At 44.6% G+C, this 13,251-nt stretch carries 16 protein-coding genes and 1 other RNA gene; 12 read left to right on the plus strand and 5 right to left on the minus strand.

Annotated elements, in window-relative coordinates:
* The first annotated feature begins 68 nt into the window (after window positions 1-68).
* Together glnK and amtB are read left to right on the plus strand one after the other, a co-directional pair.
* On the plus strand, window positions 69-407 hold the full coding sequence (gene glnK, locus NHG65_RS05230; protein ID WP_012005549.1) for a P-II family nitrogen regulator: 339 nt from the start codon (window positions 69-71) through the stop codon (window positions 405-407).
* A gap of 36 nt (window positions 408-443) precedes the next feature.
* Window positions 444-1,730 carry an ammonium transporter AmtB gene (gene amtB / locus NHG65_RS05235; RefSeq protein ID WP_157765418.1) on the plus strand — a complete coding sequence of 429 codons (1,287 nt, stop codon included), beginning with the start codon at window positions 444-446 and terminating at the stop codon, window positions 1,728-1,730.
* 90 nt (window positions 1,731-1,820) lie between these two features.
* Here the strand turns inward: amtB and tesB are convergent, their stop codons facing one another.
* On the minus strand, window positions 1,821-2,684 hold the full coding sequence (tesB, locus tag NHG65_RS05240; RefSeq protein ID WP_099065380.1) for an acyl-CoA thioesterase II: 864 nt from the start codon (window positions 2,682-2,684) through the stop codon (window positions 1,821-1,823).
* A 230-nt stretch (window positions 2,685-2,914) separates the two neighbouring features.
* Between tesB and NHG65_RS05245 the strand changes: the two genes are divergently transcribed.
* Window positions 2,915-3,406, plus strand: coding sequence for a YbaY family lipoprotein (locus NHG65_RS05245; protein WP_099065379.1), 492 nt, complete (start codon window positions 2,915-2,917; stop codon window positions 3,404-3,406).
* A 65-nt stretch (window positions 3,407-3,471) separates the two neighbouring features.
* On the opposite strand, the gene NHG65_RS05250 is transcribed toward NHG65_RS05245, so the two are convergent.
* Window positions 3,472-3,786 carry an MGMT family protein gene (locus NHG65_RS05250; protein ID WP_099065378.1) on the minus strand — a complete coding sequence of 105 codons (315 nt, stop codon included), beginning with the start codon at window positions 3,784-3,786 and terminating at the stop codon, window positions 3,472-3,474.
* 158 nt (window positions 3,787-3,944) lie between these two features.
* On the opposite strand from NHG65_RS05250, the gene ffs reads away from it, so the two are divergent.
* From ffs to NHG65_RS05265, 3 genes are all read left to right on the plus strand, one after another.
* Window positions 3,945-4,041, plus strand: an RNA gene (ffs, locus tag NHG65_RS05255) — signal recognition particle sRNA small type.
* A 106-nt stretch (window positions 4,042-4,147) separates the two neighbouring features.
* Window positions 4,148-5,227, plus strand: a complete 1,080-nt coding sequence (locus tag NHG65_RS05260) for a tyrosine-type recombinase/integrase (RefSeq protein WP_499183005.1) — start codon at window positions 4,148-4,150, stop codon at window positions 5,225-5,227.
* Between the two features lie 101 nt (window positions 5,228-5,328).
* The gene (locus NHG65_RS05265) at window positions 5,329-5,805 is read left to right on the plus strand and encodes a hypothetical protein (protein ID WP_499183006.1); all 477 of its coding nucleotides are present in this window, start codon (window positions 5,329-5,331) and stop codon (window positions 5,803-5,805) included.
* Window positions 5,806-5,808: 3 nt separating this feature from the next.
* Here the strand turns inward: NHG65_RS05265 and NHG65_RS05270 are convergent, their stop codons facing one another.
* Genes NHG65_RS05270 through NHG65_RS05280 form a run of 3 tightly spaced genes read right to left on the minus strand, consistent with a single transcriptional unit; the run spans window position 5,809 to window position 6,965 of the window.
* Window positions 5,809-6,018: a hypothetical protein gene (locus NHG65_RS05270; protein ID WP_499183007.1), complete on the minus strand. Its 210-nt coding sequence runs from the start codon at window positions 6,016-6,018 to the stop codon at window positions 5,809-5,811.
* Window positions 6,019-6,034: 16 nt separating this feature from the next.
* Window positions 6,035-6,391: a hypothetical protein gene (locus NHG65_RS05275; protein ID WP_499183008.1), complete on the minus strand. Its 357-nt coding sequence runs from the start codon at window positions 6,389-6,391 to the stop codon at window positions 6,035-6,037.
* Between the two features lie 22 nt (window positions 6,392-6,413).
* Window positions 6,414-6,965 (minus strand): tyrosine-type recombinase/integrase, encoded by a 552-nt coding sequence (locus NHG65_RS05280; RefSeq protein WP_499183009.1) that lies wholly within the window; start codon window positions 6,963-6,965, stop codon window positions 6,414-6,416.
* A gap of 1,168 nt (window positions 6,966-8,133) precedes the next feature.
* Here NHG65_RS05280 and NHG65_RS05285 point away from each other — a divergent pair.
* The 6 genes from NHG65_RS05285 to NHG65_RS05310 all read left to right on the plus strand — a co-directional run bounded on the left by NHG65_RS05285 (window position 8,134) and on the right by NHG65_RS05310 (window position 13,251).
* The gene (locus tag NHG65_RS05285) at window positions 8,134-8,658 is read left to right on the plus strand and encodes a hypothetical protein (protein ID WP_499183010.1); all 525 of its coding nucleotides are present in this window, start codon (window positions 8,134-8,136) and stop codon (window positions 8,656-8,658) included.
* A gap of 1,500 nt (window positions 8,659-10,158) precedes the next feature.
* Complete coding sequence (locus tag NHG65_RS05290; RefSeq protein WP_499183011.1) at window positions 10,159-10,362, plus strand: hypothetical protein; 204 nt, start codon at window positions 10,159-10,161, stop codon at window positions 10,360-10,362.
* A 148-nt stretch (window positions 10,363-10,510) separates the two neighbouring features.
* Window positions 10,511-11,317, plus strand: coding sequence for a hypothetical protein (locus tag NHG65_RS05295; RefSeq protein ID WP_499183012.1), 807 nt, complete (start codon window positions 10,511-10,513; stop codon window positions 11,315-11,317).
* 498 nt (window positions 11,318-11,815) lie between these two features.
* The gene (locus NHG65_RS05300) at window positions 11,816-12,130 is read left to right on the plus strand and encodes a hypothetical protein (RefSeq protein WP_499183013.1); all 315 of its coding nucleotides are present in this window, start codon (window positions 11,816-11,818) and stop codon (window positions 12,128-12,130) included.
* Window positions 12,131-12,430 carry a hypothetical protein gene (locus NHG65_RS05305; protein ID WP_499183014.1) on the plus strand — a complete coding sequence of 100 codons (300 nt, stop codon included), beginning with the start codon at window positions 12,131-12,133 and terminating at the stop codon, window positions 12,428-12,430.
* Between the two features lie 602 nt (window positions 12,431-13,032).
* A complete protein-coding gene (locus tag NHG65_RS05310) occupies window positions 13,033-13,251 on the plus strand; it encodes a hypothetical protein (RefSeq protein WP_499183015.1) in 219 nt (72 codons plus the stop codon).

Raw genomic sequence — 13,251 nt, forward strand, 5'->3', positions numbered from 1 at the left:
TGGCATAGCCTTTGCTTTATAAGACTCGTACCAGGGGGGAGTTTGGGCTTAATTCGTGGAGGGGCAATATGAAGCTGGTGACCGTGGTGATTAAACCATTCAAGCTGGAGGACGTGCGTGAAGCCCTATCCTCTGTAGGTATTCAGGGGCTGACCGTAAGCGAAGTAAAAGGCTTTGGTCGCCAGAAGGGACATGCTGAGCTCTATCGCGGAGCTGAATACAGCGTCAACTTCTTACCTAAAGTAAAAATCGACATCGCTATCGCTGACGATCAGTTAGATGAAGTGGTTGATGTCATTAGTAAAGCGGCCTACACCGGCAAAATCGGTGACGGCAAAATTTTCGTTGCCGAATTGCAACGTGTCATTCGCATTCGCACCGGCGAAACAGACGAAGCAGCACTGTAATCACTGGCTCAGTAAAGTAATGGGGATGGATTGATAATGAAAAAACTTTTATCCATGTTGGGCCTGAGTACGGTAACCATGGTTCCTTCTTTGGCACTGGCCGCTCCGGCGGTCGCAGACAAGGCGGATAACGCCTTCATGATGATTTGCACCGCTTTGGTGCTGTTCATGACCCTGCCGGGTGTCGCTTTGTTTTACGGTGGTTTGCTGCGTTCCAAAAACGTGCTCTCCATGTTGACCCAGGTAACCGTCACCTTTGCACTGGTGTGCGTACTCTGGGTGCTTTATGGCTACAGCCTGGCCTTCAGCGAAGGCAATGCGTTCTTCGGCGGTTTCCAGACGGCGATGCTGAAAGGCATTGGTATCGATAGTGTCACCGGAACCTTTAGCCAGATGATCCACGTGGCTTTCCAGTGTTCATTCGCCTGTATTACCGTGGCACTGGTAGTGGGCGGTTTTGCCGAGCGCATCCGCTTCTCTGCGGTGGTGATCTTCGCGGCCATCTGGTTCACCATCTCTTACCTGCCGATTGCCCACATGGTGTGGGGCGGCGGCTTCCTGGCCGCTGATGGCGCGCTGGACTTTGCCGGCGGCACCGTTGTGCATATCAACGCCGCAAGCGCCGGTCTGGTGGGGGCTTACCTGTTGGGCAAACGGGCCGGTTTCGGTAAAGAAGCGTTCAAACCGCACAACCTGCCAATGGTGTTTACCGGGGCTTCCATTCTGTACATTGGCTGGTTTGGCTTTAACGCCGGTTCTGCCAGCGCGGCTAACGGCATTGCGGCACTGGCGTTCCTGAACACCGTGGTGGCGACTGCGGGTGCTATCCTCTCCTGGACCTTTGCCGAGTGGATTGTTCGTGGCAAACCTTCACTGTTGGGCGCCTGTTCCGGCATGATCGCCGGGCTGGTTGCCATCACGCCGGCGGCAGGCACCGTGGGCGTGGGCGGGGCGTTGATTATCGGCCTGATTGGCGGTATTGCCGGTCTGTGGGGCGTGGTTACGCTGAAGAAATGGCTGAAGGTAGATGATACCTGTGACGTGTTCGGTGTACATGGCGTGTGCGGTATCGTCGGTTGCTTGCTGACCGGGGTATTCACCTCCACTTCACTGGGTGGCACGGGGTATGCTGAGGGTGTCACCATGGGGCATCAGGTGTGGATCCAGCTGTTAAGTGTGGTAACCACGCTGGTGTGGTCTGGTGTGGCCGCCTTCATTGCCTTCAAAGTGGCGGGCGCCATCGTTGGTCTGCGCGTACCGGAAGAACAGGAACGCGAAGGTCTGGACGTCAACAGCCATGGCGAGAGTGCCTATAACCAATAGGCCTGAAGAAGGGCAGTGCGCTAAATAATTCGAAAAATAATGATGATAGAAAGGGCGATGGAGACATCGCCCTTTTTCTTTGGCTGGCGTTTAGGCTTCGCGCTGGCGGATAACGCCTTCCTGTACCGTGGTGGCAACCAGTACGCCTTCACGGGTATAGAATTGGCCGCGTACAAATCCACGGGCACCGGAAGCGGAAGTGCTTTCCACCACGTACAACAGCCAGTCATCCATGCGGAATGGGCGGTGGAACCACATTGAGTGATCGATGGTGGCTACCTGCATGCCGGGCTCCAGGAAACCGACGCCGTGGGGTTGCAACGCCGTCGGCAGGAAGTTGAAATCAGACGCATAACCCAGCAAATATTGATGGATGCGCAGATCGTCCGGCATGGTACCGTTGGCGCGGAACCACACGTAGCGGTGCGGATCTTCCACACTGCCTTTCAGCGGATTGTGGAATTTGACCGGACGCATCTCAATCGGCTTCTGGCCGATAAACTTCTCACGTACTTTGTCCGGCAGCATATGCGACAGCTTCTGGGCAATGTCTGACTCAGACATCAGCCCTTCTGGCGGTGGCACGTCCGGCATGGTGTTCTGATGTTCAAAACCTTCTTCCGGGCTTTGGAAGGACGCGGTCATATAGAAAATGGGTTTGCCGTGCTGAATGGCACTGACGCGTCGGGCACTAAAGCTGTTGCCGTCACGCAGGATTTCCACGTCATAAACAATCGGCTTGCTGCTGTCACCCGGACGCAGAAAATAGCTGTGGAACGAGTGAACGCTGCGCTCCGCCGGTACCGATTGTTTGGCGGCATACAGCGCCTGACCCACCACCTGACCACCGAATACCTGGCGTAACCCCAGATCTTCACTTTGCCCGCGGTACAGCCCTTCTTCAATTTTCTCCAGATCCAGCAGATCGAGGAGGTTTTTCAGTGCCTGGCTCATAAAGTTACTACCCTTTTAATAATCATTTTGCGCAGTGTGCGGAATATCACGGCAAGCCGTCAATATATTGCGTTATGGCACAGAGAAAATTGACTGAATGCTGAGTGTTATTAGAGGGGTAAGTGATTAATAGGCAGGACTAAATGGATTTTTCAGTGTTTTGTGCTAAGTTTAATAGGTGCGGTGGTGAAAGCCACCAACGTGTTGATAATAAAAAAGGAGACCGATCCATGAAACTCTGGCAAATCGTAGGTGGAGCAGCAGCGTTAACCGTTACCCTGGCGGGTTGTGCCCAAAAGAGTGCGGACGTGCCTGTTCCGACAGCGGGAAACCCGGCGATTGCGCAAACGCAGATTCAGGGCCCGGCGGTGACTGGTTCGGTTAACATTCGCCAGCGCATTGCGCTGCCACCGGATGCGGTACTGACCGTCACGCTCTCTGATGCCTCGTTGGCGGATGCTCCGTCTAAAGTGATCGCCCAGCGTGCGGTTCGCACCGAGGGCAAGCAGGCGCCGTTTAATTTTGTCCTGCCGTACAATCCGGCCGATATTCAGCCTAATGCACGCATTATCCTGAGTGCGGCAATTACGGTAAATGGTCAGATGACCTTTATTACCGACACTATCCAGGAAGTGGTGAACCGTAACGGCACCCGTGCCGATCTGGTGATGGTTCCGGTGCAGGGCGTTGCCGTTCAGGCCGCCCCGGCGACCATGCCTTAAGCCGGTAACCCTTAAGCAGTAAACCCTTAACAGCCTTTGCGCTCCGGCCAAAGGCTGTTTTGTTGTTACCAGCGCCAACCATAAACCAACAGGTCAACCGTGCTGTGCGTACCGAAGATAATCCCTTCTTCAAGCAATGCCTGCCGCTGGCGTTGGAAGTCCTCCCCCTGCTGCGAAATTTGTCCGTGCCGGTTAATCACCCGATGCCAGGGCAGGCTGCTGCCTTCCGGCAGGCGCCTTAATACGCCACCGACCTGACGCGCGGCGCGCGGTGAACCGGCCAGTTTCGCTATTTCGCCATAGGTCGTGACCTTGCCATAGGGAATGGCGGCCACCACGTGGAACACGCGCTGGCTGAATGAGGCGTCTTCTGGTTCCATTTCTGTTTTCCTGCTGCAGCAAAAACCAATAAGGGAAGTGTGCCACAGCCAAGGTGGGTAAGAAAACAGCGGTTGGCCCCGGTTGGCTTGCTATTTGGTTGGCCATCACCGATACTAGCCACCGCTTCGCAGTCATGTGAAGCCGTCAATGGGGGCCCTGTTGGTTCTCCCGCAACACTAACTTGTGAACTCGGTCAGATCCGGAAGGAAGCAGCCGCAGCAGGTGACGTGTGTGCCGGGATGTAGCTGGCAGGGCCTCCACCAATTTAAGTAACTGATTGATTTATCAGTTATTAATTGAGATTTAGTGCATTGAATTCGTAGGTGTCACACTTTTTGTGTATCACTTAGGAAGCTAACTATGTCTCACCTCGTTCTCTCCCGCCACGGCATTTGGTATTACCGTCGAATCTACCTGACAGCTCGAAAACGTCGGGAAATCCGCGTATCACTTCGCACCCGTTCAAAGCGTGAAGCTCTGGAACGCGTTCAGCGCTATCTTGTTTCCCGTCATTTCCCCCTCTCCGAGGGCATCCCGGCACACACGTCACCTGCTGCGGCTGCACAACAACAACTCCAACACCCCAAAATCAATCTCAAGAAAGAGTTGCAAACTTACATCGCATCTAAAAAAGATACTGTCGGAGAGCGTGAGTTGCTCACCATAGAGCGCTGCGTTAACGCCTATCTGGCGACAACAGAACAACCATTCAGCAAGCGCAGTGCGGCTGATTATGTGGATACGTTGGAAGGTTCAGCATCGACCAGAAACCGGTATATCAAGAAAAATGCGGGGTTCTTCCGGTGGCTTAACATGCGAACTGATGATGAAATTAAAAATCCATTTGAGGGCATGAATGTTAAAGACTCGACTGCACCAATGGATAGGCGACCTGCCTACACTGCCTATGACCTGAAACAGTTGCACAATGCTATTCAGGATGTGGTTGAGTGGAGGAGATGGATCATTCTCATCTGCCGCTACTCCGGCATGAGGCAAAACGAGGCTTGCCAACTCTATAAGAATGACGTAATGCAGGTTAACGGTACGTGGTGTTTCCGCATTGATGATCTGAACGAGGGGCAGAGCCTGAAAACCTCCAGTTCGCGGCGGTTCGTACCTATCAGCTCGAGGTTGTTGGGCGCGGAGTTGCTCACCTATGTTGAAAAACAGGAGATTCGATTGTTCCCTAAACTGTCACCCCACCTTGGCCTTTTTTCGCATGCGTTCAGTAAGTGGTTTGGGAGTTTCCGCAAGCCTCACGGATTGCCGGAATTTCACAGCATAAGGCATTACACGGCCTCTAGGCTGAAAGAAATGGGAGTGCCTGAACAGTTTGCAAGCCAACTTCTTGGGCATAGCAACGGGACGATAACCTACAACCGTTACGGGAAGAATGTCGATGTAGGCCAGTTGGTTGCTTTGGTGGAGATGTTGTAACTGCTTTGTGCGTATCACCACCAACGGGCTTTATAACTTCTATTGCCTTTTAAACGGGTTACGCTATGTTTAAGACTTTATACACAGCAAAGGAGATATTTATGGCTTCAAATTGCAGGATTTTTTATTGCCATGGTGGAAAGGAATATACGTGTGATCAATGGATTAATGCAGAATATCCCGATGTCAGAGATTCGGAGGTTCTAAACGCTGTTATGACCCGAGTCCCTGCAAATGTATCGCCCGAAATTAAACGTATTGTGGAGTTGGGTGATGACGCGAAACCGATGCTTTATGATGAGTTTCGTATAGTTGATTCCAAAGGGCAAATTTATGGACTGATCTTTACAAAGGTGGGAAGTGAAGGTTGGATTTATCTTTCAGATTATGAATCTTATGTCTCTCGACCGGGTAAACCCATCACTGGTAATTCGTTTATGATCTCCGGGACCGCAGGCTATACATTACCTAATCAAGATGAATTCCCTGCTACAGCCACCTTAAATTGGGACAGACTGAGCGTGTTATGTAATGGTGAAGAGTTTTACTTGGTGCCTTGGTCTCCCTCTCCGAAATAAAATTTACTTATTGGCACCATCATCTTCAAACGTCTTTGTATGAGGGCAGGAGCGACCAGCGCTAACCGTAGTCGTTTCTGTTCTCTGGCTGTTTTCATAGATACAGATTTTACCGCCCCCAGAGGCTTCTTGTTCTTCTGAGAGTATCAAGGTGACTCCAGCGGTAGCAGGTAAGCTAAAAGCCAGTAGAAGGGCGTACAGAGCGTTTTTCATATCAATCCCTATCAGGTTAATTCTCAGCAGTTAAGACACAGTTATGAAAATTAAGCATGTCGGTGCCCATAATTATTGCATACGCTCCCCCTGCACGGGCAAAGACGACTTTATCTTTTCCTGCAAGCCTAACTGAGGCACCATCACTATCTAATTTACCTGATGAGATTGTATCTTCTTTAACTTTTCCAAGGAGTGCAAACTCAGTCGCTTTGTTATAGATTTGAACCTTGCCCTTTTTAACAGTAGTGCCGGGAAGAATATCTGGCGTTCCTTCCATTAGCTTGCTGACATACATATCACACTCAAACACCTGATCAGCTTTAACACCAAAAGAAGCTAACAGAGCTACAATCATCAATAAATTTTTCATGGTTTATTCCTATTATTAACTTTTAAAAATCAACTTCCATCATGGCTTTGGACACATCACTATCAGTTATCCCAATGTAAGCTTGAGTTGTGGCAGCGCTGCTATGATTAAGCATTTTCATGGTCAAGCCAATGTCTTTTGTCTTCTTGTAGACAGCGTATCCTAGCGTCTTCCTCCCGCTATGCGTCCCCACCTTCTTTCCTAACCGTTCCCCAGCTTCCCTGAACGCCTTGCTGACAGATTGACGGCTAACGGGCTTGCCTTTGGCTCTGTTGCTCTCAACCTCGAACAGGAAGGTATGGTGCGGGTGTCTCTCTCTGCGTTCTGCAATCATGCCCAGAACAGCAGGATGCAATCGAACACGGCGGATTTTGCCGGTCTTTTGCTCCTTAACCTCCAATTCATCACCGTTGATGTGTGAGAACTCAACCAGCAGGGCATCCGATATCCTATAGCCGGTATGGGAAAGGAAGATGAAGAGATCGCGGTACAGCGTGTTGCCGTTGTTCATCTCGACCAACAACGTTTTGAATTCCTGGATTTCTTCTTTACTGCGCAACGCCTCAACTCTCATGACTATCTCCTTCTATGTCTGCCAAGCAGATTTCCCCTTTAGGGAAAGTAGCCACGTGACCAATCTAACTTACATTTCAATAGAGTTATTATTTATCACAAATATGATCTATTTCAACAGATTACTAGTTGCATTAAGCACAAAATGATAAAGGTTAGCGTGGTAACTATTAGAAAGGAATTGAAGGTAATTAAGGGGTATTAAACCCTATTAAACGCTATTTAAGCACCATTTAAACAGTTAAGTGGATTTTGTTATAAGTGATTGATATTTAAATAATTATTGTGGATGTGGCAGTGCTTAGCAAGATTGCCAAAGGGTAAAAAAAATTCCTTTATGATTTCAAAATATCCCTCGAAATAATCCTGCATAAAACGTGAATAAACACTGAATAGAATGGCTGCGCCATAGACACAACAATCAGCATGTTCGTAACTGACTGATATTACAGTGCTACTAGTATCTAACTTCCAATTTGTCATATTGTCGCATAGAGCGATGGGGGCATGGCCGTGCCGATTTCATTTTTGGTAATGAGAATCAATATCATTACAAACACGATCAATTATCATTCATTTTGTAAAGAAAAATTAACAATAAATTAAATCATTCAAAAAGAGATGATTCTGTTTGGAAGGTATTGATACGCCATATTGCACGGAAGTAAGCAGGAGATGGCCTCAGCGTGTCTGTACGCGGTTCTACCGTTGTTCCCTGTCACTGGGTTGCCCTGGGTAATTGCATCGAATAAAGGGGGATTAAATGATTATTTTTATATCATTTTTATTGTAATTTGTATTTTTATATTTATTTTGGTTATTAGGATGTTTGTTACTGGAGTGATATAATTTGATAAAATAGGTGTATCTTTATTCAAAGTAAATTCTAAATGAGGTTTGTTAGATAACAATATGTTTTTGTTTGTTATTTTATGGCAGCCTCTATCTTTACAACTACGTTTTCTCTCCTGTTCCACGCGCTGCCGCCAACTTTCGTCATTTATTGACCAATTTTTGATAGTTTTCATTGTTCTCTTAATTTTAAGGGGGCTTGAATAGTATTTAGATTTATCACTTAATAAAGGGGAAGCAAGCAAACGAGAAAAAACATCACTTCGAATATTTATATTTGGAGAGGTAATTACTAGTCTGAGAGGAGATATAACTTTATGAGTGATAATAAATTTGAAATCAAAGTGGCCTATAAAATGAATAAACAGAAAAAAGAGTGTTTTATTGCTGGGGTAGGTAAGGAGGATCTTCTCCCTGAAAATATGATTTTATTTATGAACGTAATTAGAGCTAAGTTGATTTATACGGAGGTTCCCGAGGTGTTTCATGATCCAGAAATGGCAAGGGAGCCGCTTCGTTCTTATGGAATCTCATCTGTAAAAATCAAAATTGGCAATGTCATGATTCCCTATGAGGATGAGTTTTATTATTTTGATTTTGTCCAAGGAAATGGAGATGGAGATGGAGATGGTTCTGATATGGGGATTATGGGGTATCCACGTGAAGGTATAGATTTTGAGTTGGTTGGAGATGAGGAAAAAGATATCCCTATAGTATTAAAAGGATTCCTTAAGGAAATTTCAGGTTCCGACGATAATGTATCACTAACTAGTTTGGGTCTGTCAAACGTTTGGCTTCATACACCTAAAGGAAAAGTGCTAAAAGTGGTAAATATAGGTTGACTGGTAGGGGGATATTCTCCCCGAGGGGGGAGGGAGTAAACCCCCCGGGGGAGGGGGAAAACCTACCACTATTATATTAACTATTAGATCAACCTTTATTATATTATTTAATATATATATGTTTTATGGTCGGTACCGACCATGATCTCTATGCCTGCGGCAATGGGACACTATTTACAATATTAATATTTTATTGGCTGATAAAGGGTTAATAGTAATCAGCCATAATCATGATGTTTTTTGTAGGTTCTCTATGCCCGTTCCGGTCATGCTGTCTATCGGCATGACTATGCTAGTATTGATGTGCCTACAATTGGTAATCATGCCGATGTATTTTATTGTGCTCCGCACGACGACTATGTAAAAGGTTTAATTCGGTTATCGTTACTCTCAACCTTTTAATCTTTAACACTCATAACCAATATTCATTACATTCATTATTGATTCGTGTTTGATGTGCTCAAGTGCCGCAGGCATAGAGATCAGTGCACGGACGTGCACTAAAGATCATGGTCGGTACCGACCATAAAACATGATCTTTTATTTTAATAATTATAAATTAATAGTTATTAGTAATTAATTATTATTAGTAGTTAATAAATTAATATAAGTTAGTATAAATAAGATCTAAGTTAGTATTGTATGACCATTTAGTCATAAACAGTACTTGACCATTTGGTCATAAACTAATAAACACAGCACTTTATACAATAGAGTTGATGTGTCTACGGCATGGCACAGCCAGCCCTCAGCTTTTGCGCGGCGAGGGTATTATTATCCTATAGGTATAGGTGCCATAGCTCCTATATCGGGCTGTACGCCTCTGTGTGGGTTTTTTATTGCATTAGGTAGGCCGATGTGTATCTATTCCCTTAGAGTTGCTTAGAATGGCTTACAGGAGCTTTTAGATAGGTTGTAAAATTAATTTGTAATTCTTGCTAATAAAGAGTATTATAAAATAGGTTAATTATTTACTGTAATATACTGACATTGTCACTTATATGTGTTATATTAATATTAGGTAGCAAATAAAACTAACTTATATAGAGCTTGCCGGGTTTTCCCTCGGTGGGCATTTTTACATCCAAAATCGGAGGAATATGAATAAAAATAGAAAGTTTAAAAGCGCGCAGAGTGTTGCAGATGCCATTCATGACGGATCCCAAAACCTACGCCGACTGATTAATAAATTGTCCCCGACCAGCGCAACATCCACCGAGTATAAAGATCTCATCCGGCTTGGCATTGCATTATATAGAGTACAGGAAAGTGCAAGGAAATTCGAAGCGCTCAACAAAAACGAGGGTAAATGATTAAATCGGAATATAGAGAAGCATTAAATGAAACCCAACTAAATTTTTTATCCCTGATGTGTGAAATGTCAGGAATGAGTAGAGAGCAATTTACAACATATTTATTAAAACGGGAGATTATGCAATTCGCTGAGTTCTACGAAAAACGGAACACAAACGTTACTGTTAACCCCGAAATTGAGGACTAATGACAACTGAAAATAACTACGATAAAAACTATACAACACCTTACCCAGACGATGTTCTGCCAACCCGCCGCGACATATTTCTAGGAATTCTGCGAGACTCTATATTGAGTGTTGACGAGTTTAAAAAACGTATGATGGGCTATCCGGTGTATGCTAAGAGAAGCGCGCAGGAAGCTTTAGAACTATTTCTATTGGAACAATGAGAGGTTAATAGTATGGAATTAAAATTACTACTCAGTGCGGCTGTACTGGGGTATATCGATGAACAGCGTGGTGATCACTCCCGTGCTGGTTTTATCAGGCACTTACTAAAAGATCTAGCGAATAAAAACTCAAGCGAACAGAGGGACGATGACAAAAAAAGAACACCAAGAAGTAAATCAAACTAAACAATTCCTAATGGTTGATTATGAAATATTAAAAATTAACCAAATTATTCATAGTGGCAATACGCACAAATTTACTGACTCCCTAAAAAATCTATACTGTTATCTCAGAAACTGGCCGGAAGCATTCCCCAGCCACAACAAAATAGCTGACGTGTTTGGCATCTCCCGCGATGCTGCCAAAGATCGAATTGGTGCATTAGTTACAATGGGCCTCATAGAGCGTGTTGAGCGTGTAGGCAGCAGCAACCTATACACCGTTAACGACATAACTTCAGAAATGACCACAGGGCGCTCCTATGCTGAAAATAAGGGCACACGCCACGAGGTGACTGATCGCGCTACACAAAATCTAGTCGTTCAACCAGCACCTGAACCAACAGAAATCCCTGGGAGCAGTCCTGAGGAACCAAAGGAAGATCCAGACTACTTTACTGGATGGGATGATGTTGATCCAACGGAATTAAAACCCCCTCATTCCTGCGAAGCAGGTTTCATCTTTGATGAAAGTCGCATAGCGACAATACATACAGAGCCATCTACCGCCACGCTAAACGATATTCGAGAGTTTGCCTACCAACATAAGGCCGAATTCAGGGGTTCCTGTATCAACGTCCAGCGCCTTATTGACGTGTATGAAACGGCAACGGGAAGGGTATTTAATCGGCAGCATCATGCGGCCCTCGTTAACGATGGGCAACTGGAGAGATATCTATCCGATGATGGGGATATCTACGATTACGCAACATCGAGCGACGATATAGTATTTTGAGAGGTATGCATGTTTATGCTCTACATAAATGTTTTAGTACTAATGTATCTTTTCTTTTCAATTCACAATATAAAATTTAAAACTAAACAATAATAGGGGGTGTTATTTCAATCGGACTATTCGGTCAATCAAACTCGAATCAACTGGAAGATTACTCAATATTCAATAATGTTAAAAAGAAGCGCAAGGCAACAGGTAAGAAAACCAACAAAGGAACTGTTACCCGCAGGGAACCTAAACCCCGCTATAAACTGTCAAGCCCTCTATCTGATGAGGAAAAAGAAATTATTGATAGCATTGGGAAAGGGGTTGTATTTAAACCGCGACCTCGGCTAATTGGCGTTGACCACCTGCAATACCTTGAGAAATGGGAAAGCATGGGTTTTCATAGCGAGCTTGAATATAACGGCTGGCTCCAAATGAATCGTTTGCAGAATGAAATGTACGAGGGTTATTGCGTGGACGTCCTGCACCAGAAATCAGGTGGGGAGGCTGGCAATGAATAATAACTATCAACTACTATCTAACCTCGAAACCATGTTCAGTGTTCTGTTAAGAAAGAAATTGGTGAGAAATGGCATCGCTATTTTTGATGGGCTGGACGAGATTATAAAAGATCTTGAGTACATTCATAAAACATCTGACCCATACGACACTGACCTCGAGAAGAGAATAATTAAATTATTAACCTCAATTGGTGAACTCAGGTCAGCAGTAAAATCAGTCAGGAAATTATCTATTGAGTATCCGCAGGATCTGACACTGACGAGTGTAGGATTGGAAAAATTAGAAAATAATTATAAAGCAATTTAAATGGAGATAAAAATTAATAACATTAACAATCTATTTCAAGCCAAGATACATGAGTTTCAAAAAGTATCTTTAACCCGCTTGCAACAACAAATGGCAACCTTGGTAGGTCGGACGGTAGTTTACCCAGAGCAGGTGGATATGGTGCTAGATTCATATTGTGAAGCTAACGACAGACTGTTGGAGATATACGAGGAGTTCGAGGAGTATCAAGGTGTTATCACCCCCTCATTCCTATCTGTCGCTGTTATGGAATATATGAAAAGCGTTGGAGAACTGATTGAGTCTTTATCACGAAAGTAATGACAAGTCAATATGATTAATTGACAAATACAATGAAAACTGTTAAGATAGTATTAGAGGGGATATTTTTTATCTCCTCACGTTATTAAACGCCGCTTTATGTTCTGACCAGTTCTGGGCGAGTGTTAATGCGTATAGTGTTGAATTTGTCACTGGCGGATTTATCACTGAAAAAATTATTCTGGAGCTTCTCAGAAGGGTGAGAGAGTAAGATGCCGTTATTGGAAAGTAGGCTTTCCGCTCCGGGTAGGATATTGGCATTGACTACCCAACCAAATTTTATCTTGTCCATCGGATGATAATTCCCGGTGGAGAGTAACCCGATTAGGGATATTAACGCGATAGCCTGAACAACTCCACCGCGTTTTTACTCCCTTCCCAAATCAATAATTCTCCTTGTTGATTATTTTCTTTATTTTCTTTACTTTAATTGCTTTTAGTTAATATATGCCTCCCATGTGGGGGCTATATTTTTATCTGAATCCGTGAAGGTTAATGAAAGTCACTTCGAAAGTAATAGTTAACAATGAGAAAAATACATTATAAATCAATAAATAAAAGTTAAAAGTAACTTTGAAAGTTATTAAAAAAGGATGTGAAAAATGAAATCAATTGAAATTAAAAAAGCGAGAGATAATCGAATTGCAGTGACTCTGTTAGTCGATGATGTTGAACTCGCGAATGAATTATACCTCAAGGCGAAAGCCGAGAATATCGAAGTCTCGATGTCTGAGGATGTAGTAAAAATGCTGAATAAAAGCAATGTCGAAACTGATGACAATTTTATGACATCATTAAATAAAAAACTGAAAATTAAATAA

This window comes from Serratia myotis (genome assembly GCF_027474885.1).
GTDB lineage: Bacteria > Pseudomonadota > Gammaproteobacteria > Enterobacterales > Enterobacteriaceae > Serratia > Serratia proteamaculans.